Here is a 21,775-nt window from a genome sequence, read left to right on the forward strand (position 1 = left end):
GCGATGGTCCCTTTTTTATTGAAACGCTGGCGCGAGATCAGATCGGCAGCGCACGCTCGAAAATGTTTTCCAGCGCCATGATACCGGGCAGCGTCTTGCCTTCCAGCCATTCAAGGAAGGCCCCGCCTGCGCTGGAGATGTAGGAGATATGCCCCTCCACCCCCGCATGACGCAGGGCGGAGACCGTATCGCCACCCCCGGCCACGCTTTTCAGAACGCCCGCATCGGTCAGTCTGGCCACTTCACGCGCAACCGCGTTGGTCGCGGCATCGAAGGGCGTGATCTCGAACGCGCCCAGTGGGCCGTTCCAGACCAGCGTCTTCAGCGTCGCGATTTTCGTGCAGATCAGCTTCACCGTCTCCGGCCCCACGTCCAGCATCATCGCGTCGGCAGGGATGGCGCTGACCGGCACGATCCGGGTGGGAACATCGGCCTGAAAGTCGGTTGCGGTCACCGCATCGACCGGCAGGACGATCTCGCATCCCCTGTCATGGGCCTTGGCCATGATCGCGCGCGCGGTGTCGTGCATGTCCGCTTCCTGCAGCGAACGCCCCACATCAACGCCCTGCGCGGCCAGGAACGTATTGGCCATTGCACCACCGATAATCAGCATGTCCACCTTTTCAAGCAGGTTGCCGATCAGGTCTAGCTTGGTAGAGATCTTGGCACCACCCACGATTGCGCCAACGGGGCGCTCGGGGTTTTCCAGCGCGATGTTCAGCGCGTTGAGTTCCGTCTCCATAAGCCGTCCGGCGAAGGAGGGCAGAAGCCGGGCCACCCCTTCGGTCGAGGCATGGGCGCGGTGTGCCGCGGAAAACGCATCGTTGACGTAACAGTCCGCCAGTGCGGCGAAGGCCTTGGCCAGTTCGGGGTCGTTCTGTTCCTCACCCGGATAGAAGCGGGTGTTTTCCAGAACCACCACATCGCCGTTCTGCATGCTGTCCACCGCCTTTTGCGCGGCGGGGCCGATGCAGTCATCGACGAACGTGACCGGACGGCCCAGCGCATCGCCCAGCGCATCGGCAATCGGACCGAGCGACAGGGCGGGAACGCGCTGGCCCCTGGGGCGGTCGAAGTGACTGACGACAATCACCTTCGCACCCTTCTGCGCCAGTTCCTGTATGGTGGGCAGCAGGCGCAGGATGCGCGTGGCGTCGGTGATCTGCCTGTCCCGCACGGGAACATTCAGGTCAGCGCGCAGGAGCACCTTCTTGCCGGCGGCATCAAGGTGATCGAGCGTCTTGAAGGCGATGGTGGCCATTACAATGCTCCGAATACGGCAGCCGTATCGGCCATGCGGTTGGAGAAGCCCCACTCGTTGTCATACCAGCTGCAGATGCGCACAAGCCTGCCGCCATCGATCACGGCCGTCTGGGTCGCGTCAAAGGTGGACGAGGCGGGGGAGTGGTTGAAATCCGTGCTGACCAGCGGCGCGGTGTTATAGGCTAGGATGCCCTTCAGCGGCCCGGATTCGGACGCCTTGCGCAGGGCTTCGTTCACTTCCTCGACCGAGGCCGGGGCCTTTGTCGGCACGAAGTCGAGCGAGACGAGCGAGACGTTGGGCGTGGGAACGCGGATGGCGGTGCCATCAAGCTTGCCCTTCAGGTGCGGCAGGACCAGACCCACCGCGCGCGCGGCGCCGGTGGAGGTCGGGATCATGTTCAGCGCCGCGCCGCGTGCGCGGCGCAGGTCCTTGTGCAGGGTATCAACCGTGCGCTGGTCGCCGGTGTAGGAATGAATGGTGACCATGTAGCCGCATTCGATGCCGAACGTATCGTCCAGCACCTTCGCCACGGGGGCAAGGCAGTTGGTGGTGCATGATGCGTTGGAGATAACCGTCATGTCCGGTGTCAGGACATCCTGGTTCACGCCATAAACGATGGTCGCATCCACGCCCGAAGCAGGGGCGGAGACGATCACCTTGCGCGCGCCGGCGGTAATGAGCTGCGCGGCCTTTTCCTTGTCGGTGAAGCGGCCGGTGCATTCCAGCGCCACGTCCACCCCCTGGAAGGGAACCCGGATGGGGTCGGCCTCGGCCGAGACGGTGATCGGGGCATAGGTGCGGCCATTGGCGGTGATGAGGATCTTGTCGCCCTCCACCTTCACATCGGCAGGGAAGCGGCCGTGCACGCTGTCATAGGACAGCAGGTGTGCGTTGTCTGCCACGCTGCCCAGGTCATTGATGGCGACAGGCACCACATCGGTGCGGCCGCTTTCAATAATGCCGCGCAGCACGAGGCGACCGATGCGACCGAAACCGTTTATTGCGACTTTGACAGCCATTTTCTTATTTTCTCCGTAAAGGTCAGACATTTCACACACAGGCATCGACCGATGCCATTCCGGGCGGGGCCGCGCCGTTTCCTCCCGCGGTCTGCATCGTGGCTTCGGACAGGCGGCGCACCAGCCGCATGGCGTCGCGGCAGATCCGTTCGGGCGTGATGTCCGCCGCGCTGTCCGGCCGGTCGGGGGCAGGGGTGGCCCCGAACCCGTCAATACCGACGAACAGCCCGTCGGGGCCAAGCCATCGTTCCCATCCAAAACCCGAAGCGGCCTCTATCCCGATCCGGGGTGCTGTCCCCAGCACCGCATTACGATACGTCATTTTTTGGGCGGCGAACAGTTCCCAGCACGGAAGCGACACCACGGCTGCCTCCATCCCCGCCTCCTTCAGCAGTCTGCGCGCCTTCAGCGCCAGGATCACCTCATGCCCGGTGGCGACCAGCGTGACCTGACGGGCATGTTCGGCTTCGGCCACAACATAACCCCCACGGGCGCACAGATTGGTCAGTCCATAGTGTTCACGTTCATGTGCGGAGCATGAAATGGCGGATTCCAGTGTCAGCAGGCTCGGCCCGTTCGTGCGGCGCAGGGCCAGTTCCATGCATTCCATGGTCTCCCGGTGATCGGCGGGGCGGAAGACCATCATGTTGGGCATGGCGCGCAGGCTGGCAAGCTGTTCCACGGGCTGCCAGCCGCCCGCGCTTTCGCCCCGGTGCAGGTCGTCATCGGTCAGCAGGTAGATGACCTGCTGGTCCGTCATTGCGGCGTAGCGCAGGGCAGGGCGCATGCGGTCCACGGCGATGATGGTCGAAGCCCCGCAGGCCAGCAGCCCGCCATGCATGGCGATGCCATTGAGCAGTGCCGCCATCCCATTGACCTGCGTGCCGCATGACTGGTCCGCTTCGGCCCCGGCGCGGCGGACGGACAGATCGGCCATGATGCCCTGCCGTGAACGCAGACAGGTCAGTTCGGGCAGCAGTTCATGCAGTGTCTCCAGCCCGCGCCGGGCGGCAACGGGTGGTGCGGGGCGGCCTGTTCCGCTTCCGTCACGCCATGAACGCTGCCAGTCCTGCTGCCAGAAGGCGGGGCGCTGGTTGTGCGCCATGCGTTCGAATTCGGTTTTCTGCCGGTCCTTGAGCAGCCTGCGCAGCCATGACCGCCGTGCGCTTGCCCCCCGTCGCGCCGCCCCTGCCCACAGGCCGGGATCATCAATGACGGCGGGGGAGGACGCGGGTTCAGGTGTGGCGACGCATGCGATCAGGCAGGGTTTATGGGTACGCTGCGATGATGCGATGGCGGCTGCGATCTGTTCGGCGTTGCAGGCATCCACCTTGCGCACCGACCACCCCGATGCGCTGTAGCGCGGCAGGATGGCCTCCACCTGCGGACGTTCGCTTTCCCACAGCCCGACCACCAGCGTCACCCGGTCAAGACCAAGCTGCCCCGCCAGTGCGGCACTTTCCAGCGCTACGCCGGTGGACAGTTCCGTCCAGCAGCCAACGGCCCATACCCGATGATTGACGACCGACCGGCCAAAACGTGCCGCCAGCTTCTGTTCGGCCAGCGCCATGCCGATGGCGGCACCCAGCCCTTGCCCGTTGGGGCCGCAGGCCTGCCGTTCACTGGCCCGTGCGTTCGGGTCGGTCGGGCGGGGCGCCTGTCCCGACAGTTCGGCCATGATGCCGGGCAGCACGCGGTAAGGCGGGGATGAAACGATGAAGCGGTCCCGGTCCGGCCATTCGGGGCTGGCGGGATCGAAACGCAGGAAGCGACTCCATAACACGGCGCAGAAACCGGCCATGACCCGCGCCTGCGGGGCGTAGCGGGGGTCGGTTTCGTGAATGGTGACCGCATGGCGGATGGCCGTCGCCAGCCGGTCGGGCATGCCGGTGGCAGCAGCCAGGTCGGTGGGCAGGGATGCGGTGGCGTGGTCTTTTGGCATTCGGCGTCGTCCATATGTGCGGCATGGGCGGTGGGGGCGCGCCTGCAATGACTACCGTTGCGCGCGCGCGGCGGCAACATTGCCGCGTTGTTCCACTATGCCCGGCGGGGGGGATACTGTATCGGTAAGGGGCCATGACCCGTCCGTTCCGCCGCCCTGCCTGCCGTGCCATCCTGCTCGCCGTCCTGTGCGTGCCGGTGATGGGCGGATGCACGCTGGTCAGCCAGAAAACGTTCGACCGTCATGCCGGGGACCCGCCCAGACTGCCCCAGACGCCGCCGCCACCCGTACCCGGTCCAGACAGCCCGGCGCTGGTCACGATCACGGCGGGCACGCCCGATACGCAGTGGAAGCCCATTGTCAGGGCTGCGGTGATGGATGCGCTGTCACGCAAGCCCAATGCCCTGTTTACGGTCGTGGTCGATGTGCCCGCCAATGCCGCGGGCGCTCCGCCGGACATGCGGCAGGGGGCGGTCGCCGACGGGCAGCCCGTGCTGCAGGCGGTCATGGATGCGGGTGCTGGCAGCGCGCAGACGGAACTGGACGCGCGCAGCGTCTCCCCCACAGGCGCAACCCAGATCTGCATTTACGTGCAGTAGTCCAATGCGGTTTTGCAATTCCTGCTTCCGTCATGCCATAAAGGCAGCCCTGACGCCGGTTAACCGCCGCCGATAGCGCGCCCTGCGCAAGGGAATGGAACCACCGGATATGGCCATCCGGATGGCGACCGAAATGAATGAAGGCCCCGCAGGCGTATCCGGGGTGTACATGGAGAAAAACAGCAGTGTCCAGTAATCATGTGGATGGGCATCCGTTCTTCCGGTTCTGCCGGACGGCGCTGGAGGACATCCGCGCACAGGGTCGATACCGGCAGTTCACGCCACTGGCGCGTCAGGCCGAACGCTATCCCCTGTATGACCAGCCGGAAACCGTAGCCACCCCGTCAACCCCGGCCTGCGCGCGGGACCGGGAAGTGGTGGTCTGGTCTTCCAACGATTATCTGGGCATGGGGGTCGAGCCGGTGGTGGTCGAAGCTGCCATCCAGGCCATCCATGAACATGGCGCCGGTGCCGGTGGCACGCGCAACATCGCGGGCACCAGTCCGCTGCATACCGCGATCGAAGCTGAACTGGCCGACCTGCATGGCAAGGAAGCCGGGCTTCTGTTCGTGTCCGGTTACGTCTCCAATCAGGCCACGCTCCAGACCATCCTGAGCAGCATGCCCGGCTGGATATGTTTTTCGGACCGGCTGAACCATGCCTCCATGATCGCGGGCATCAAGGGCGCGCGCGGGTCCAGCACCGTCATTTTCGAACATAACGATCTGGCAGACCTTGAGGCCAAGCTGGCGGCGGCCCCGAAGGACGCGCCCAAGCTGATCGCGTTCGAGAGCGTGTATTCCATGGATGGCGACATCTCCGACATCGCCGGGACATGCGCGCTGGCCCGTAAATACGGGGCCATGACCTATCTGGACGAAGTGCATGCCGTGGGCCTGTATGGCGAACAGGGCGGTGGCGTGTCACAGCGTGATGGCGTGGCCGATCAGGTCGATATTATCGAAGGCACGCTGGCCAAGGGTTTTGGCGTGCATGGCGGCTACATCACCGCGACCAGCAATATCGTGGAATACCTGCGGCTTTCGGCTTCGGGCTTCATCTTCACCACATCCCTGCCGCCTGCCGTGGTGGCGGCGGCGCTGGCCAGCGTGAAGCAGGTGCGCAAGGATGGCTGGCGGCGTGAACGCATGTTCGAGCGCGTGAACACCTTCCGCGACAAGCTGCGCAAGGCGGGCATTCCCTTTACCATGACGCCCAGCCATATCGTGCCGATCCCCGTATGTGACGCGCAGCGTTGCCGCGAACTGAGCGACCGGCTGCTGAGCGATTACAATATCTACGCAACCCCCATCAATTATCCCACCGTGCCGCGCGGGACCGAACGCCTGCGCCTGACGCCGGGGCCGTTCCACACGGATGCGATGATGGACGAGATGGTTACCGCCCTGAGCCATCTGCTGCGGCTTAATGACCTGACGGAACAGCCCGTACCGGCCATGGCCTGAACGGCGCTGCGCTTCACCTGACAGGGTGAAGCGCAGTGACCGGGGTTCGTATCGGCAGTGTCCGGCTTAACGGTTCTGCGCGATCGCTTTTTTCAGGTCGTCATAATCAACAGCGCCGGGAATGATCTGGCGGGCGTTGAAAACAAAGGTCGGCGTGCCATCCAGACCGATGGCCCGCGCCAGATCCATGTTCGCCTGCAATATGGCCGTCACCTTGGGACCGTTCATGTCGGTGGCCAGCGTTGTGGCGTTCAGACCGGACTGTGTGGCCAGCGTGCGCATGCGCTCGACCGTGGGGGCTGTGGAATCGCTCATGATCGCGCGCTGCATGCGGAAATAGGCATCCTGCCCGCCCTGGATGAAGGCTGCCACCAGCGCCTGCGACGTAATCAGGCTACCCTGTCCCAGCACGGGAATGACCTTTTCGATAATGCGCAGGTCGTGGTCCTCATGTGTGAGGCGATCGAGATCGGGCAGGACCTTGCGGCAGTAAGGGCAGCGCGGATCGTAGAATTCGACAACGGTGGTACGGGCCGTGGCCGTGCCCAGTATGGCGTCGCTGGCATTGAGGGTAAGCAGGTCGCTGCGATGGCTTTCCAGCGCGCTGCGGGCAGCATTCTGCTGTGCGGCGTTGGCGCTGCTGCGCAGGGCGGCGATGGCGTCCGACAGGATGGTGGGGTCGTTCTTCAGCGCATCGCGCATGATTCCGACAATTTCCTGCCGCTGGGCCGGGGTGAAGCTGGTGGTGTCAGCCGCCACGGCGCGCGGTGCATCGGCAGGCATGGCCATGGCCATTGCCCCGGCGGCCAGCACGGCGTGCAGCAGGCGTGGACGGGGCAGGCGTGGGGAAATGGAAGTCACGGGTTTGCTCCGTTGTCATGTCGGGATAGGGTGTCTGTAGAGGATCGGGCACAGGAAAGGAATGGCCATGCGGACGCAAGGGGGGCATCGCTGTTGCCGATGGCCCGTAAGGCCGCTAAGTCGTGAATACCTGCCACGATCACGCGGTCGCGTGCGCGTGGTTCACCGATAAAGCCGACCTGCCCCATGGAGAAGCGTGCGTGCCTGAGCATTCGATAACACCTTTTGCCCGTCGATCCATGCGTGCGGCATTGTCGGCTGTTCTGGCCATTTCCGTCACGGGCTGTTCCCTTCAGCGCTACTCGCCGGTCAAGCTGGTCTCCCATATGTTTGGCCCGTCGCCGGGGGCGCTGATCGGAACGGTTTCCGCTGATGAGCCGGAGGCAACGCTGGTCGGGCGTGATATCCTCCAGCGCGGTGGCAATGCGGCGGATGCGGCAACGGCCATGGGCATGGCGCTGGCTGTCACCCTGCCTTCGCGTGCGTCGCTGGGGTCGGGCGGGGCGTGTCTGGCCTACCGGCCGGGCGATCAGAACGGTGGCCGCGCCTTCATGTTCATGCCTGTCGCGGGCACGGTGGCTGCGCCCAACATGCCGCTTGCGGATCGTCCCGCCGCCGTGCCGATGCTGGCACGCGGGCTTTACCTCATGCACCTGCAATATGGTTCGGCTGCGTTTTCTGAACTGCTGCCCAACGCGATTACGCTGGCATCGAACGGGATCAATGTCAGCCGCCAGCTTGCCAGTGACCTTGCCGCGGTGCAGGTGCCGCTGCTGGCTGATCCTGGTGTGCGGGCGGTGTTCAGCCGTTCGGATGGCAAGGCGCTGGCGGAAGGTGATGCGCTGGTGCAGACGCATCTGTCCGGTGCGCTGGACCAGATTCGCGCCATGGGCGTGGGCGATCTGTATAATGGCGCGCTGGGCCAGTCCTTTGTCGCGGGCAGTCAGGCCGCGGGTGGCGGGTTGCAGATATCCGACCTGCGGCAGTCGGTTCCTTCCGAACGGCTGCCACTGGTTGTCAGCCGTGGCGAAACCCAGATCGCCTTCCTGCCCCCGCCTGCTGATGGCGGGCTGGGCAGTGCGGTGGCCTATAGTGCTACTTCCACGTCCGATGCGATGCAGCGCGCACAGGCCAGCGTGGCCGCATGGCGCGCGCAGAACGGCAACCATGCGGGCGGCACCGGCGATGACCTGACCGCCCGCGCGCAGGCTTTCGTCAATGGCGGTGGCGGTTCGGGCGGTGGGCTGCCAGCCCTTCCGGCATCCACCTCGTTCACGGTGGTCGATCATGCAGGCATGGCGGTTGCGTGCAGCCTGAGCATGAACAACCTGTTTGGTACCGGGCGCATGGCGGGCAATACCGGCATCGTGCTGGGTGCGTCCCCCGCGCGCCTGCCGCAGCCGCTGATAACGGCTGCGATCGCCAGTCAGGGCCGTGCTTTCCGTGCCGTTGCCGCCGGGTCGGGCCAGAATGACGCCGCCGCCGCCGTGGGGATCGAGATGCACCAGATCATGGCGGGCCAGACGCCGGAGGTGCGTCCGGCCACAACGCAGGGCCGCGTCAATGCCATTTCCTGTCCGCAGGGCCTGCCGGGGGATGCGGCGACCTGCACCGCCGCGACCGACCCGCGCGGGGCTGGTCTGGCCATGGGGCCGCGCTAGGTCCTTACAGGTGGCGCGCGCCCCGGGTTTTATCGGGGGATGTCATGACGGGGCATTGTAAATGGTCCTGTTTTGTTCCATATTGACCTGCATGATGTATCGCCTGTCCCGTACAGGCGTTGCAGGGCAGGGTGCCCGTTCTCGGTTTCATCACCTTCATTAAGCACCAGGGTAGGCAGGCTATGGCACAGGCTCCGGGTATAGATAAAAGCAAGGCCCTGGAAGGGGCGTTGAGCCAGATCGAGCGCGCGTTCGGCAAGGGATCGATCATGCGCATGGGCGAACGGCCCAGCGAACAGGTGGATGTGATTTCCACCGGCTCGCTCGGGCTGGATATCGCGCTGGGCATTGGCGGCCTGCCGCGTGGCCGCATTGTCGAGATTTATGGCCCGGAAAGTTCGGGCAAGACCACGCTTGCGCTGCATGCCATTGCAGAGGCCCAGCGCAAGGGCGGCACCTGCGCCTTCATCGACGCCGAGCACGCGCTCGATCCCGGCTATGCGCGCAAGCTGGGCGTGGACGTGGACAACCTGCTGATCAGCCAGCCCGATGCGGGTGAGCAGGCGCTGGAAATCGCGGATACGCTGGTCCGTTCCGGCGCGGTTGACGTGCTGGTGGTGGACAGTGTGGCAGCCCTTGTGCCGCGCGCGGAACTTGAGGGCGACATGGGCGACAGCCATGTCGGCCTGCATGCCCGGCTTATGAGCCAGGCGCTGCGCAAGCTGACGGGGTCCGTCTCCCGCTCCAACACCATGATGATCTTCCTGAACCAGATCCGGTTGAAGATCGGCGTGATGTTCGGCAGTCCCGAGACGACGACGGGCGGCAACGCGCTGAAATTCTACGCTTCCGTGCGTATGGATATCCGCCGCATCGGCTCGATCAAGGACAAGGACGAGGTCACGGGCAACCAGACGCGCGTCAAGGTGGTCAAGAACAAGATGGCCCCGCCCTTCCGTCAGGTCGAATTCGACATCATGTATGGCGAAGGGATCAGCAAGGTTGGTGAACTGATCGACCTTGGGGTCAAGGCCGGCATCGTGGAAAAATCCGGTGCGTGGTTCTCCTGCGACAGCCAGCGCATCGGTCAGGGGCGCGAGAACGCGAAGCAGTTCCTGCGTGACCACCCCGAAATGGCGGCGGATATTGAACGCCGGGTGCGTGAACAGGCCGGTGTCGTGGCGGAAGCCATGCTGGTTGACCCCGGTGAGGAAGCCGCCGGGGACTGATCGCCCTTGGCCTGTGCCGTCATGGCGGGCTATCGTTCCACCCCCCGGTCTGCGTATCGGCCCGGGGGAGGGGAAATGAAGCGGGGATAAGGGCTGCCGGGATGAAACCGCGTCTTGCGATGATCGGATTGCTGGCCTGTCTTGCGTCCTGTAGCGCGGGACATGATGACAATAACGATCCGGCCGATGTGGATGAATCACCGCCACCCCTTGGCGGGGGGCATCATGTCGCCAGTGCGCGCGATGCGCTGCGTCCCCTGTCCAAGCGTCTGGCCCGCGTGCCCGATGATGATGACAGCCAGACCGAAGCCTATCATACCCCGCCTGATTCGGCTGCGATGCAGATGATCTCCTCCGGCTATGACGCCAATCAGGCGGGCGATGACGATGCGGCCGACAGTGATGACGGCAAGCATTTTGTCGTGCCGGACACGCAGGTCAGCTACGGGCGGCAGGGAAAATCCTCCAACTAGGTCACCAGTACTATCCGGATATCATTGACGTTGGTCAGCGTCGGGCCGGTCATGACCAGATCCCCGGTCTGCTGGAAAAGGCTGTAGCTGTCATGCGCGCGCAGGTAGGCGCGCGGGTCGCAGCCGAGCTTGCGGGCACGGGGCAGGGTATCGGGTGCGATGGTTGCGCCTGCCGCGTCCTCGGTGCCATCAATACCGTCACTATCGGCTGCAATGGCCCATATTCCTGCCTGTCCCTGCAGGGCGGTGGCCATGGCCAGCAGGAATTCCGTATTGCGGCCGCCCCGTCCCGGCGCAGGCCCCGCCGGGTTGATCGTAACCGTGGTCTCCCCGCCCGACAGGATTACGGCGGGGCCCGCCACCGGCAGGCCATGCAACCGGGCGCAGAGCGCAATCCCGGCCATGAATGTTCCCGCATCGCGGCTTTCGCCTTCCAGCGCATCCCCCAGTATCAGCGGTGCAAGACCGCATTCCCGCGCGGTTTCCGCTGCGGCTTCAAGCGCCATGAGCGGCGTTGAAATCAATGTATAACTGCATCCCGGCGCAGGTGCGCGTGCAGGGGTTGCCTGTGCCAGCACCGTCCGCACCGCCTGGGGGACGGGAATACCGTAATGGGCGAGGATGGACAGCGCGTCATCCGGTGTGGTGGGGTCCGCGACCGTAGGGCCGCTTGCGATGGTCAGCGGGTCATCCCCCGGCACGTCGCTTATGGCCAGTGTCACCACCCGCGCGGGGGCGGCGGCTGCGGCAAGGCCCCCACCCTTGATGACGGACAGGTGGCGGCGGACCACGTTCATGTCGTTTATGCTCGCCCCGGAATGCAGCAGGGCGCGGTTGATCGCGCGAATGTCATCCAGCGTAACCCCGGCCCGTGGCAGTTCCATCAGGGCCGATCCCCCGCCGGAAATCAGCGCGATGACCAGATCATCCTGCCCCAGCCCGCTTACGGCATCCAGCATGGCGCGGGCTGCCGCCTCGCTGCGGCTGTCGGGCACCGGGTGGGCGGCTTCCAGCACGCGGATGCGGCGCGTGGACGTGGTATGCCCGTCGCGCGTGACCACGCAGCCGGTCAGGTCCACATCCGGCCATGCCTGCTCCAGTGCCGCCGCCATGGATGCCGCCGCCTTGCCCGCGCCGACCACCACGCATTTCCCTTCTGGCCGGGGTGGCAGGTAACGGGCCAGCACCATATCGGGCATGGCGCTGTGGATGGCGGCATCAAGAATGCGGCGCAGGACGGCGCGCGCGCGTTCGTCGGTCCAGCCGGGAGCCTGAACGGATTGCGTCATTGCGGAAAACGGATGTGTGGTCGTGTCGTTCATTACGGTATCCGGATCATGCGGTACGGTCCGCCACGGGGTTCCGTGGGCCGCTGGTTTACGGTTCGGTAGCGCGAAAATGGCCAGTGGCGCGTGCTGCCGCCGTGTCTGTTTCATATCATTCAGGGTGGGGGTAAGGGGTGTGTCACAATTGTCACGTCTATGTCAGGATGCCGGAAATGGCGGGCTGGCCGGGGAAGCACACGCTAAATTGGGCCACCGCTGTCTGGATTGGCGCGAACGATGATGATACGCGGCAGATGGCCTGCGCACACCGGCAGGCGCCACAGCAGAAAGGACAAGGGCATGGAGAACTGTGTGCTGGACGCGGGTCCTGTCATCTCCACGCAGCCTTCCCATGGCGCGGTGCAGCCTTACATGATCTTTCCCCGCCCCGAATGGGCGGCGTTGCGCGCGAATGTGCCCCAGTCGCTGGGGGAGGGGGATATCGCGTCCCTGCGCGGGCGTAACGAGCCGGTCTCGCTGGAAGACATAAGCGAGATCTACCTGCCGCTTTCGCGCCTGCTCAACCTGCATGTCATGGCCACCCGCAGCCTGAACCATATGGTCAAGAGCGCCTTCATGGGCGCACCACTGGTCACGATGCCCTTCGTGATCGGCATTGCGGGCAGCGTGGGCGTGGGCAAGAGCACCTTTGCCCGACTGCTGCAGGCCGTGCTGTCGCGCTGGCCCGATCACCCCAATGTCGCGCTGGTCACGACCGATGGCTTCCTGCATTCCACACGGGTGCTGAAACAGCGCGACCTCATGCACCGCAAGGGCTTTCCCGAAAGTTATGACTTGCGGCAGATGATTTCCTTCCTCGCGGCGCTGAAAGCGGGGGAGCGGAACCTGAAGGTGCCTGTCTATTCGCATGAGGCCTACGACATCGTGCCAGACCGGTATCAGGTGATCGACCAGCCCGATATCCTGATATTCGAAGGGCTGAACGTGTTGCAGACAGTGTCCGAACAGCCGTTCATGGCATCGGACTTCTTCGATTTCTCGATTTATCTCGATGCGGAAACCGATGTGATCGAGGACTGGTACGTCCAGCGTTTTCTGCTGCTGCAGCAGACGGCGTTCCGCAAGCCGACATCCTATTTCCATCACTGCGCCGATCTTTCCCGCCCGGAGGCCGAGCGCATGGCGCGCGATATCTGGCACCGCATCAACCTGCCCAACCTGCGGCAGAACATCCTGCCCACGCGCGAACGCGCCCGCGTGGTCATGCATAAAAGCCCCAGCCACGCGGTCGATACCGTGTGGATGCGCCAGATCTGACCCTGCGGGCCGCGCGCCAGTAAAAAAGGCCGCCCGGATTGCGCCGGGCGGCCTGATTACGTGACCTGTGATGGATCAGGCGTTCAGGTAGATGGTTTTGGTGGTGACATAGGCTTCAAGCCCGTACTGGCCGTCCTCGCCACCAATGCCGCTGTCGCCATAGCCGTGGTGGAAGCCCTGTGCCGCTTCGCCGCCTTCGCGGTTGACGTAGACTTCACCGAAGTTGAGTTCACGCGTCATGCGCATGATGTTCTTCAGGCTCTGCGTAAACAGGTAGGCGGACAGACCGTAACGTGACCTGTTGGCCTGCGTCAGCGCATCATCGAAGTCACGCACCCGGATCAGCGACAGGACAGGGCCGAACACCTCGTTCTGTGCAATGTCCATTTCTGCCGTTACTTCGGTCAGCAGGGTGGGGGCATAGAAATTGCCCTTGTCATACGTGCCGCCCGTCAGGCGCGTGCCACCGGCTTCCAGCTTCGCCCCCTGTTTGACGGCGTTCTGGACCATGCCATCGACCTTTTCCATCTCGGCGGCGCTGATCTTCGGTCCCATATCGGTCTTTTCATCCAGCGGGTCGCCAGTCCGCAGCGCCTTGATCCGCGTGCGCAGGCGCTCGAGGAACTTGTCATACACCGCCGTATGCACATAGGTGCGTTCATTGGCCGTGCAGACCTGACCGCAGTTCATGAAGCGCGCGGCCACCGCCGCATCCACCGCCGCGTCCAGATCGGCATCCTCCATCACGATGAAGGGGGCCTTGCCGCCCAGTTCCAGCCGGACTTCCTTCAGCCCTTCGGACGCCGCCGCCATGATCTTGCGGCCAGCAGGCGTGCTGCCGGTCATGGTAATGAGCTTGGTGATGGGGTTGGTGACCAGCGCATTGCCCACGGTCGCGCCGCCACCGGTCACGACGTTGAATATGCCCTTGGGGAAGCCTGCCTCAACCGTCAGTTCCGCGAGCGCCAGCGTGGCAAGCGGAGTGAGTTCGTGCGGCTTGATGACGAAGGTGTTGCCAGCAGCAAGGGCCGGTCCCAGCTTGCGTGCGGTCAGTGCCAGCGGGAAATTCCATGCCGAGATGCCAGCCACTACGCCGTGGGGGATCTTGTCGATCAGGATTTTCTCGCCGGGGCGGCTGCCGGGAATGATGTTGCCTTCCAGCCTGCGCACGTTTTCGGCGGCGAAGCGGATGAGCTGGATGGCGAAGTTGACCTCGATCCGGGCTTCCTTCAGCGGTTTGCCATTTTCACTGGTGATGATGCGCGCCAGCTTTTCGGTATCGCGCTTTATCAGTTCAATCAGGCGGTACAGGTAATCGGCGCGGTCCGTCGCGACCTGACGGCTCCATGCGGGAAAGGCTTCCTGTGCCGTGCGCAGGGCGCGCCCGACGTCATTTTCGCTGGCGATGGCTACCGTGGCGAGTATTTCGCCCGTGGCGGGGTTGCGGATGGTGTCACGATCAGATGTTTCAGCTCTGGTCCATTCACCACCGATGAACAGGTCACGGGTTTTCGGCTCAGCCATTATGGGGTCTCCGTTTGAAATGGGAAAAGGCCACCGCAGGACGATGAACGCGCCAAGACCTCCCGTCCCGCCCATGCGGGCGGACAGGATTGCATAAAGGGCAGGCGCAGTGCGCGGTGGCTGAAAAGCAGGAAATCAGGACAGGAAGGGATGTCCTTCGTGGGCAACCAGCAGGTCGTGCATATCGGTTGCGTGTTCTTCTTCTTCCGCAAGGATCTTTTCGAGCATGATGCGCGTTGTGGGGTCATGGTCGGCAAAGTAGCGGATCAGTTCACGGTAATGCTCGATCACCAAGCGTTCGGCCACAAGGTTCTGGCGCACCATCTCGATCAGATTGCCGCCCTTACCGTATTCACTTGCCGAACGCGTGGCCAGCCCTTCGGGCGCAAGGTTGGGTATACCGCCAAGCTGGTCTATGCGCTGCGCTGCCCACATCATATGGGCGCGTTCCTCTTTCGCATGGGTTGCGAATTCGCCCGCGACGCTTTCACTGTTGATGCCCGCGACGGAAATGGAATGCATCGTATAGCGCAGGACACACACAAGTTCGGTTGCGACAACCGTCTGCAACAGTTCGATCGCGGTCTTGACGTCGCCCTGGTAGGCGGGGGTCAGCGCACCTTTTTCGATCGCCTGCTTCGCGCGTGCGCGCAATGTCTGCACATCGGTCAGGAAGGTGTTTTCTGCGACGTCGGCCATGGTCGTCTCCTTATTGCTCCCCGTCTTGTGATGGGAAGCGGCATGTTACGAACCTGTGCCGGGATAACGGGTCTGGGGGGCGGGGGGTTCCCTGCCGGGGCGGCTTTCCATGACAAAGCAGCCATGAATCCCGCCAAATGCAGCAAAAAATGGTTTTTCGCTTTTTCAGGCGTTGCCATTCACGCATAGATCATTATTGATCCGTATTAATAAGACCTATTTGCATTAAGGATGATTCAACGGCATGGTAGCATTCACCGCAGGCCAGTCTGAAAAGCTTCCACGCCGCGCCTTGAGCGAGGAAGCCTATGACCACGTGCGTCGTGGGCTGATCCGCAGCCGCTATCGTTCGGGTGAACGTCTGGTCCTGCGTCCCCTGGCTGCCGAACTGGGGCTTAGCCCTACTCCGGTGCGCGAAGCGCTGCTGCGTCTGGTATCCGAACATGCGCTGGAACTGAATGACCGCAATACGGCGGTGGTGCCCGCCATGACCCAGCGCAGCTTTGCCGAAATCCATGACCTGCGTTCCGATCTGGAAATGCGTCTGGCTGCCGCCGCAGCCCAGCGCGCGACCGATCACGGGATCGAGGCGCTGGTCATCCTGCAGCGCCAGTTCATGGATGCGTCGCGTGCGCGCGACGACGGGGGTATGGCCGCCTTCAATGCGGATTTCCATACAACGGTGGCCACTCTGGCCGAACTGCCGCTTACGGCCACGATCCTGCGGAACCTGTGGATGCGTATCGGTCCGATCTATGCGCTGTCACGCCCCATGATCCATCTGGAACATGAAGGCCGTCCCCATCCGCATGAAGACCTGATCGCAGCCCTGCGCCAGCGTGACGTGGCGGCGGCACAGGCGGCGGTCGCGCGGGATTTCGAACATGCCCGCCGCTGGATCGAACCCCGCCTTTCCTGAACAGTCTCTGTCATGGACAGGGCCGCATGCGGCCCTGTCCATATGCCGTTGCCTTTACGGACGGTCCGATGACTTGAGCTGCGGCACTTCGATGTCAATTTCCAGCATCGAGACGGAGTTGCCACGGTCCAGCTTGACCTGCACCTTGTCCTGATCGACGGGGATATGCTTCTTGATCACCTGCAGGATTTCCGCATGCAGCTTGGAAAGCAGGTCGGATTCCGTGCCGTCGCCCGTGCGTTCATGGGCCAGCAGGATCTGGAGTCTGTCACGCGCTACGGGGGCGGAAGTCTTGTTACCGCGACCGAAGAAGGAACTGAACAGGCTCATCAGCCTCTCCCTTTGAACAGGCGTGCGAACAGCCCCTTGCGTTCGGTCGGCACGGTCACTTCCAGTTTTTCACCTTCCAGCCTGCGCGCGGCTTCCGCATAGGCACGCGCCGGCGGGCTGTCGGGGCTGCTGATGGTTACAGGCGCACCAAGGTTGGAGGCCCGCAGCACTTCCTCGCTTTCGGGAATGATGCCCAGCAGCGGTATGGACAGGATTTCCAGCACGTCCTCGATCCGCAGCATTTCGCCGCGTGCGGCGCGCGCCGGGTCGTAACGGGTCAGCAGCAGGTATTTCTCGATCTTGCCACCAGCTTTCGCCCGTTCTGTCGTGCTGTCCAGCATGCCGATGATCCGGTCACTGTCACGCACGGAGGAGACTTCGGGATTGGTCACCACAACGGCGTAATCGGCATGGTACATGGCAAGCTGGGCGCCACGTTCAATGCCCGCCGGGCTGTCACAGATCACCCAGTCGAACTTTTCGCGCAGTTCCTGCATCACCTTGGCCACGCCTTCGGCGGTCAGGGCGTCCTTGTCGCGTGTCTGGGACGCGGGCAGGATGGACAGGGTCTCGATCCGCTTGTCGCGGATCAGCGCCTGCGAAAGCTTGGCGTCACCCTGGATCACGTTGATCAGGTCGAACACGACCCGGCGCTCGGCCCCCATGACAAGGTCGAGATTGCGCAGGCCGACGTCAAAATCGACAACAACGACATTCTGCCCGGTCTGTGCCAGTGCTGCGCCCAGTGCCGCGGTTGACGTTGTCTTTCCGACGCCGCCCTTGCCGGATGTGACAACCAGCACTTTTGCCATTGGGGTAGTTCCTTGTCCGCTCTTGGGGGGTGTTTTCTTGTTCATGACCTGATGGATACGGTTGTATGGGTTGGCGCGCGCATGGCGCAATGGGAAATCAGTGCGATGTCGTCAGGTTTTGCGGCCTGCGAATGTCGGCGGGACCAGTGGCTGCACAACAAGTGTGTCATTACTGAGAATGATCTGCGCGGGTTGCTGGACGTAGCGCGGATCTATTTCTTCGGCGGTAATGTAATAACCGTCAATAGCCGCCAGTTCGGCCTGCATCGAATGGGCGAAGATGCGCGCGTCCGGCTGCCCGTTCATGCCCGCAATGGCCCGGCCGCGCAGCGGGCCGTAAACATGGATCGATCCCCCTGCCGTCACTTCCGCGCCGGAAGCGACGGACCCCACGATGATGATGTCCCCGTCGGGGTTCATGATCGTCTGTCCCGAGCGGATCGGCTGTTCAAGGATCATGGATGAACCGCGCGGCGCCTCGGGGGCGGTGGCCGTGGCCGTATCCTCGGGGATTTCCACGGCGCCGGAAGCCCGTCCCCCCATGAAGCCCGCGGGCCAGTCCCACTGCGCGCAGGCGGGCCATGACGGATCGCCGCCTTCTATGCCGATGATGCGGATGCCACGTTCACGCAGCGCGGGATAGAGACCGGCCAGCCCTTCGGTCCCGGCATCCAGCAGGGACAGGTCCAGTATGACCGGCTTGCCCGCGAAGAACGTGCTGGACCGCGCGATCTGCGCATCCAGCCCGAGCAGCCAGTCCGCCAGCGCGGGTTCGGGCGAAAGCACCAAGGCAAGGAACGACCGCCCGCGTGCGCGGATTTTCGGTGGGGGACGCAGTTCGTCTGGCAACGTGATCCTGTCCTGTATGGTAAATGGGCGTGTCTGTTTTCAGCTATCGTGCCATGGGCCAACTGTCGAGGGGTGGATGCTGTTTCACCGCCCCTGCGCGCGTGCTTTTTCTTTCATGCGTACTCGGGGCTTGGCGAAGGGCGGCCCGATGCAATAAAGCGGAAGCATGCGCATCCTGTACCACCTTCCCCTTTCGCCGTATTCCCGCAAGGTTCGCCTCGTGCTGGGGGAAAAGCGGCTGCCGTTCGAACTCAAGATCGAGCGCATCTGGGAACAGCGTCCCGAATACCTTGACCGCAACCCTGCCGGCACGGTCCCCATGCTACAGGAAGAAAACGGCCTGTGCATTCCGGATTCGTGGGTGATCTGCGAATATCTGGAAGAAGCCTATCCCGACACCCCCCTTCTGGGCCGCACGCTGGCCGAACGGGTGGAAGTGCGCAGGCTGGTGGTGTGGTTTGACGAGAAATTCGGTCGCGAGGTATCGCGCAACCTGCTTAATGAAAAGGTGATGAAGCGCATTTCGGGACGCGGCAATCCCGATGGCGCGGCGCTGCGGGCGGGATACGCCAATATCCGCACCCACCTGTCCTATATCGACTGGCTGGCCGAAACGCGGCAGTGGCTGGCAGGGAACATGCTGTCGATGGCGGATTTCGCGGCGGCGGCGCATCTGTCCTGTCTCGACTTCCTTGATGACGTGGACTGGGCGCGGGCACCGGCGGCAAAGGACTGGTACGCCCGGATCAAGAGCCGCCCATGCTTCCGCTCCCTGCTGCAGGACCGCATCACCGGCATCAATCCGCCCGCCCATTACGCGGATCTGGACTTCTAGCGCCGTGAAGGCACAGACCGCGGGCTGCGACGCCATCGTGCTGGGCGCAGGGGCCGCGGGCCTTATGGCGGCGGCCACGGCGGGGCAGGCGGGCAGGCGGGTCATGGTGGTGGACCATGCGCCGCATGCGGGCCGCAAGATCCTGATTTCGGGCGGCGGGCGGTGCAATTTCACCAATATGGATATGGGTGCCAGCCAGTTCCTGTCCGGCAATCCGCATTTTGCGAAGTCGGCGCTGGCGCGGTACACCGCCGCCGATTTCCTGGCCCTGGTGCAGCGCCATCGCATCCCGTGGCATGAAAAGGCGGCGGGCCAGCTATTCTGCGACCGTTCTGCGCGTGACATCGTGGACATGCTGCTGCGTGAATGTGCCGCGGCACAGGTGGACATGCGCCTGTCGCACCGGATCATCGACGTGGCGCGCGATGGTGGCGGGGAATACCGGGTTGAAACGGATCAGGGGGTTTTCCGCGCCCGTAACCTGATCGTGGCGACAGGGGGACTGTCCATTCCCAAGCTGGGGGCCACGGGGCTGGCGCATGACCTCGCGCGCCGTTTCGGCCTGCGTGTCGTGGCTCCGGCCCCCGCGCTGGTGCCGCTGACCTTTGGCGCGCAGGACCGGGAATGGATGGAGCCGCTGGCCGGACTGTCCGTCAACGTGGGCATCGCATGCCGCAGCGGGACGGGGCGGCATGCGCGGGAGGTCATTTTCCGCGACGGCATGGTCTTTACCCATCGTGGCCTGTCCGGTCCCGCCATATTGCAGGCGTCATCCTACTGGCAGCCGGGACAGGCGCTGGACATCGACCTGCTGCCGGGCGTGGATGCGGGCCGCCGCGTGCTGGACATCAAGCGCGACCGCCCGCGCGCTGGCGGGCTGGCCATGCTGTCCATGCTGCTGCCGCAGCGGCTGGCGCAGGTTTTCGCGCAGGCTCACCTGCCTGAAGGACAGCTTGCAGGCATGCCCGATGCCGTCCTGACCGCCGTGGCGCACCAGCTTGGCGCATGGCGGCTCAACCCCCATGGCACGGAAGGCTACGTCAAGGCGGAGGTTACGCGCGGCGGCGTGGATACCGACGGCCTGTCTTCGCGCGATATGGAAGCGCGGGACGTGCCGGGGCTGTTCATGGTGGGGGAAGCCGTGGACGTGACCGGGTGGCTGGGCGGCTATAATTTCCAGTGGGCATGGTCCAGCGGCCATGCGGCGGGGCAGGCCGTGGCGGAACGTAGCGGCTGATGCTGTTTGCCTCGCAGTCCTTCCTTGTGGTGTTCCTGCCGCTGGTGCTTGGACTGTATTACGCCGTATCGGGCAGCCGGGCCGCGCGGCAGGGCGTGGTGATTGCGGCGTCGCTTGTATTCTACGGGTTATGGGACTGGCGGTTCGTACCCTTCCTGCTGGGCATGGTCGGGTTCAACCAGATGGTGGCCATGGCGTGGGGGTGCTGGCGCAGGCGGGAATGGCTGTGGCTGGGCATTGCGGGCAACCTGCTGGTGCTGGGCGGTTTCAAATATGCTGACTGGCTGGCGGGCTGTCTGGTCTCCCTTACGGGGGGGATTCATACGCCGTGGCCGGTGGTGCTGCCGCTTGGACTTTCTTTTTTTGTGTTCCAGAAAATCTCCTATCTGGTGGATCTGGGGCGCGGGCAGGCGCGGGTTTACCGGCTGGCGGATTTCATGGAATTCGTGACCTTCTTCCCGCAGCTCGTGGCGGGGCCGATCGTGCGGCATAACGAACTGATCTGGCAGTTCGACGCCAGCCCGCGTGGCGCCATGATGTGGGAGAATATCGGCCGGGGCAGCCTGCTGCTGCTGGTCGGTCTGGGCAAGAAGGTCGGGCTGGCCGATACGCTGGGCAGCATGTGTACGCCGGTATTTGATGCAGCCCATATGGGACATGCGCCGGATATGGCGGCGGCATGGCTCGCGGCCGTTGCCTACATGCTTCAGATCTATTTCGATTTTTCCGGTTATTCCGACATGGCCATCGGCATGGCGCTGATGATGGGGATACGTCTGCCCTTCAACTTTAACGCGCCATACCGGGCGGTGTCGGTGCGCGATTTCTGGCGGCGATGGCATATGACGCTGTCGCGTTTCCTGCGCGATTACATCTACATCCCGCTGGGCGGCAACCGCTGCGCGCCGCTGCGTCAGGTGGCCAATGTGATGGTCACGATGGGCCTTGCCGGTCTGTGGCACGGGGCGGGCTGGACCTTTGTGCTATGGGGGCTGCTGCATGGTGCTGCGCTGGCGGTGGCGCATGTATGGACGCGGACGGCGGGCCATGCCCCGATGGGGTGGGCGGGTGCTGACGCTGGCTTTCGTGCTGCTGACATGGGTGGTGTTCCGTGCCGCCGACCTGCCCACGGCGGGCCGGATGCTGGCGGGGATCGGCGGGGCGCAGGGGATCGGTGCGGCCAGTGTCCGGCATCCCGTGGTTCTGGGGCTGGCGCTGCTGGTGGCGCTGGTGGGGCCATCATCGCAGGAAGCCGTGCTTGAGCGCATGCACCCGGCACCCTGGCTGGCGGTGGCGGGGGGCGTGGCCTTCGTGCTGCTGCTGTTCCTGATGGGGGGCAGACCACCCGAACCCTTCATCTATTTCCAGTTCTGATACGGTGCGCGGTACTGTTGGGGCTGGTATTATGATGCCGCACTTCCCAATTTGAACGGATGGTCCCGCAGGGGCCGCG

General features: G+C 64.0%; 20 protein-coding genes. 10 read left to right on the top strand and 10 right to left on the bottom strand.

Annotated elements, in window-relative coordinates:
- Window positions 1–37: 37 nt before the first annotated feature.
- The 3 genes from KSAC_RS12130 to KSAC_RS12140 are packed head-to-tail and all read right to left on the bottom strand — an operon-like array spanning window position 38 to window position 4,225.
- The gene (locus KSAC_RS12130; RefSeq protein WP_132305593.1) at window positions 38–1,261 is read right to left on the bottom strand and encodes a phosphoglycerate kinase; all 1,224 of its coding nucleotides are present in this window, start codon (window positions 1,259–1,261) and stop codon (window positions 38–40) included.
- The gene (gene gap / locus KSAC_RS12135; RefSeq protein ID WP_102324691.1) at window positions 1,261–2,283 is read right to left on the bottom strand and encodes a type I glyceraldehyde-3-phosphate dehydrogenase; all 1,023 of its coding nucleotides are present in this window, start codon (window positions 2,281–2,283) and stop codon (window positions 1,261–1,263) included. Before gap ends, KSAC_RS12130 begins: the two co-directional genes overlap by 1 nt.
- A gap of 31 nt (window positions 2,284–2,314) precedes the next feature.
- Entirely contained in the window at window positions 2,315–4,225 is a 1,911-nt protein-coding gene (locus KSAC_RS12140; RefSeq protein WP_132305595.1) for a transketolase-like TK C-terminal-containing protein, read from the bottom strand.
- 134 nt (window positions 4,226–4,359) lie between these two features.
- Here KSAC_RS12140 and KSAC_RS12145 point away from each other — a divergent pair, with 134 nt between their 5' ends.
- Together KSAC_RS12145 and hemA are read left to right on the top strand one after the other, a co-directional pair.
- Entirely contained in the window at window positions 4,360–4,824 is a 465-nt protein-coding gene (locus KSAC_RS12145) for a hypothetical protein (protein ID WP_132305597.1), read from the top strand.
- A gap of 200 nt (window positions 4,825–5,024) precedes the next feature.
- Window positions 5,025–6,290, top strand: a complete 1,266-nt coding sequence (gene hemA, locus KSAC_RS12150) for a 5-aminolevulinate synthase (RefSeq protein WP_102324846.1) — start codon at window positions 5,025–5,027, stop codon at window positions 6,288–6,290.
- A gap of 66 nt (window positions 6,291–6,356) precedes the next feature.
- Here the strand turns inward: hemA and KSAC_RS12155 are convergent, their stop codons facing one another.
- Window positions 6,357–7,151 (bottom strand): DsbA family protein, encoded by a 795-nt coding sequence (locus KSAC_RS12155; protein ID WP_132305599.1) that lies wholly within the window; start codon window positions 7,149–7,151, stop codon window positions 6,357–6,359.
- Window positions 7,152–7,390: 239 nt separating this feature from the next.
- Between KSAC_RS12155 and KSAC_RS12160 the strand changes: the two genes are divergently transcribed.
- The 3 genes from KSAC_RS12160 (at window position 7,391) to KSAC_RS12170 (ending at window position 10,514) form a co-directional block, all read left to right on the top strand.
- Complete coding sequence (locus tag KSAC_RS12160) at window positions 7,391–8,812, top strand: gamma-glutamyltransferase (protein ID WP_110546924.1); 1,422 nt, start codon at window positions 7,391–7,393, stop codon at window positions 8,810–8,812.
- Between the two features lie 182 nt (window positions 8,813–8,994).
- A complete protein-coding gene (gene recA, locus KSAC_RS12165; RefSeq protein ID WP_110546981.1) occupies window positions 8,995–10,041 on the top strand; it encodes a recombinase RecA in 1,047 nt (348 codons plus the stop codon).
- A 101-nt stretch (window positions 10,042–10,142) separates the two neighbouring features.
- On the top strand, window positions 10,143–10,514 hold the full coding sequence (locus KSAC_RS12170; RefSeq protein WP_243705218.1) for a hypothetical protein: 372 nt from the start codon (window positions 10,143–10,145) through the stop codon (window positions 10,512–10,514).
- On the opposite strand, the gene KSAC_RS12175 is transcribed toward KSAC_RS12170, so the two are convergent.
- Complete coding sequence (locus KSAC_RS12175) at window positions 10,511–11,836, bottom strand: glycerate kinase type-2 family protein (protein ID WP_132305601.1); 1,326 nt, start codon at window positions 11,834–11,836, stop codon at window positions 10,511–10,513. The genes KSAC_RS12170 and KSAC_RS12175 overlap by 4 nt on opposite strands.
- A gap of 303 nt (window positions 11,837–12,139) precedes the next feature.
- Here KSAC_RS12175 and coaA point away from each other — a divergent pair, with 303 nt between their 5' ends.
- A complete protein-coding gene (gene coaA, locus KSAC_RS12180) occupies window positions 12,140–13,117 on the top strand; it encodes a type I pantothenate kinase (RefSeq protein WP_102324685.1) in 978 nt (325 codons plus the stop codon).
- Between the two features lie 75 nt (window positions 13,118–13,192).
- On the opposite strand, the gene aldA is transcribed toward coaA, so the two are convergent.
- Together aldA and KSAC_RS12190 are read right to left on the bottom strand one after the other, a co-directional pair.
- Complete coding sequence (gene aldA, locus KSAC_RS12185; protein WP_132305603.1) at window positions 13,193–14,641, bottom strand: aldehyde dehydrogenase; 1,449 nt, start codon at window positions 14,639–14,641, stop codon at window positions 13,193–13,195.
- A 135-nt stretch (window positions 14,642–14,776) separates the two neighbouring features.
- Window positions 14,777–15,340: a ferritin-like domain-containing protein gene (locus tag KSAC_RS12190; RefSeq protein ID WP_102324683.1), complete on the bottom strand. Its 564-nt coding sequence runs from the start codon at window positions 15,338–15,340 to the stop codon at window positions 14,777–14,779.
- 244 nt (window positions 15,341–15,584) lie between these two features.
- On the opposite strand from KSAC_RS12190, the gene KSAC_RS12195 reads away from it, so the two are divergent.
- Window positions 15,585–16,259 (top strand): GntR family transcriptional regulator, encoded by a 675-nt coding sequence (locus KSAC_RS12195; RefSeq protein WP_102324682.1) that lies wholly within the window; start codon window positions 15,585–15,587, stop codon window positions 16,257–16,259.
- Between the two features lie 54 nt (window positions 16,260–16,313).
- On the opposite strand, the gene minE is transcribed toward KSAC_RS12195, so the two are convergent.
- The 3 genes from minE to minC all read right to left on the bottom strand — a co-directional run bounded on the left by minE (window position 16,314) and on the right by minC (window position 18,250).
- Window positions 16,314–16,589 carry a cell division topological specificity factor MinE gene (minE, locus tag KSAC_RS12200; RefSeq protein ID WP_110546920.1) on the bottom strand — a complete coding sequence of 92 codons (276 nt, stop codon included), beginning with the start codon at window positions 16,587–16,589 and terminating at the stop codon, window positions 16,314–16,316.
- Complete coding sequence (minD, locus tag KSAC_RS12205; RefSeq protein WP_102324680.1) at window positions 16,589–17,401, bottom strand: septum site-determining protein MinD; 813 nt, start codon at window positions 17,399–17,401, stop codon at window positions 16,589–16,591. The genes minE and minD overlap by 1 nt, the downstream gene beginning before the upstream one ends.
- A 111-nt stretch (window positions 17,402–17,512) precedes the next feature.
- Window positions 17,513–18,250, bottom strand: a complete 738-nt coding sequence (gene minC / locus KSAC_RS12210) for a septum site-determining protein MinC (protein ID WP_102324679.1) — start codon at window positions 18,248–18,250, stop codon at window positions 17,513–17,515.
- A gap of 166 nt (window positions 18,251–18,416) precedes the next feature.
- Between minC and fzlA the strand changes: the two genes are divergently transcribed.
- The 3 genes from fzlA to KSAC_RS12225 are packed head-to-tail and all read left to right on the top strand — an operon-like array spanning window position 18,417 to window position 21,584.
- On the top strand, window positions 18,417–19,085 hold the full coding sequence (gene fzlA, locus KSAC_RS12215; RefSeq protein WP_102324678.1) for an FtsZ-binding protein FzlA: 669 nt from the start codon (window positions 18,417–18,419) through the stop codon (window positions 19,083–19,085).
- Window positions 19,086–19,089: 4 nt separating this feature from the next.
- On the top strand, window positions 19,090–20,322 hold the full coding sequence (locus KSAC_RS12220) for a BaiN/RdsA family NAD(P)/FAD-dependent oxidoreductase (RefSeq protein ID WP_132305605.1): 1,233 nt from the start codon (window positions 19,090–19,092) through the stop codon (window positions 20,320–20,322).
- Complete coding sequence (locus KSAC_RS12225; RefSeq protein ID WP_243705219.1) at window positions 20,322–21,584, top strand: MBOAT family O-acyltransferase; 1,263 nt, start codon at window positions 20,322–20,324, stop codon at window positions 21,582–21,584. Before KSAC_RS12220 ends, KSAC_RS12225 begins: the two co-directional genes overlap by 1 nt.
- The last annotated feature ends 191 nt before the right edge of the window (window positions 21,585–21,775 follow it).

This window comes from Komagataeibacter saccharivorans, assembly GCF_004348195.1.
Taxonomy (GTDB): Bacteria; Pseudomonadota; Alphaproteobacteria; order Acetobacterales; family Acetobacteraceae; genus Komagataeibacter; species Komagataeibacter saccharivorans.

Bases quoted from the DNA above. Each gene is read 5' to 3' on its own strand.
- KSAC_RS12170 (WP_243705218.1), top strand. From the start codon at position 10,143: ATGAAACCGCGTCTTGCGATGATCGGATTGCTGGCCTGTCTTGCGTCC.
- KSAC_RS12145 (WP_132305597.1), top strand. From the start codon at position 4,360: ATGACCCGTCCGTTCCGCCGCCCTGCCTGCCGTGCCATCCTGCTCGCC.
- recA (WP_110546981.1), top strand. From the start codon at position 8,995: ATGGCACAGGCTCCGGGTATAGATAAAAGCAAGGCCCTGGAAGGGGCG.
- aldA (WP_132305603.1), bottom strand. From the start codon at position 14,641: ATGGCTGAGCCGAAAACCCGTGACCTGTTCATCGGTGGTGAATGGACC.
- KSAC_RS12195 (WP_102324682.1), top strand. From the start codon at position 15,585: ATGGTAGCATTCACCGCAGGCCAGTCTGAAAAGCTTCCACGCCGCGCC.
- gap (WP_102324691.1), bottom strand. From the start codon at position 2,283: ATGGCTGTCAAAGTCGCAATAAACGGTTTCGGTCGCATCGGTCGCCTC.
- KSAC_RS12225 (WP_243705219.1), top strand. From the start codon at position 20,322: ATGCTGTTTGCCTCGCAGTCCTTCCTTGTGGTGTTCCTGCCGCTGGTG.
- minD (WP_102324680.1), bottom strand. From the start codon at position 17,401: ATGGCAAAAGTGCTGGTTGTCACATCCGGCAAGGGCGGCGTCGGAAAG.
- KSAC_RS12175 (WP_132305601.1), bottom strand. From the start codon at position 11,836: ATGAACGACACGACCACACATCCGTTTTCCGCAATGACGCAATCCGTT.
- KSAC_RS12130 (WP_132305593.1), bottom strand. From the start codon at position 1,261: ATGGCCACCATCGCCTTCAAGACGCTCGATCACCTTGATGCCGCCGGC.
- KSAC_RS12140 (WP_132305595.1), bottom strand. From the start codon at position 4,225: ATGCCAAAAGACCACGCCACCGCATCCCTGCCCACCGACCTGGCTGCT.
- KSAC_RS12190 (WP_102324683.1), bottom strand. From the start codon at position 15,340: ATGGCCGACGTCGCAGAAAACACCTTCCTGACCGATGTGCAGACATTG.
- KSAC_RS12160 (WP_110546924.1), top strand. From the start codon at position 7,391: ATGCGTGCGGCATTGTCGGCTGTTCTGGCCATTTCCGTCACGGGCTGT.
- coaA (WP_102324685.1), top strand. From the start codon at position 12,140: ATGGAGAACTGTGTGCTGGACGCGGGTCCTGTCATCTCCACGCAGCCT.
- minE (WP_110546920.1), bottom strand. From the start codon at position 16,589: ATGAGCCTGTTCAGTTCCTTCTTCGGTCGCGGTAACAAGACTTCCGCC.
- fzlA (WP_102324678.1), top strand. From the start codon at position 18,417: ATGCGCATCCTGTACCACCTTCCCCTTTCGCCGTATTCCCGCAAGGTT.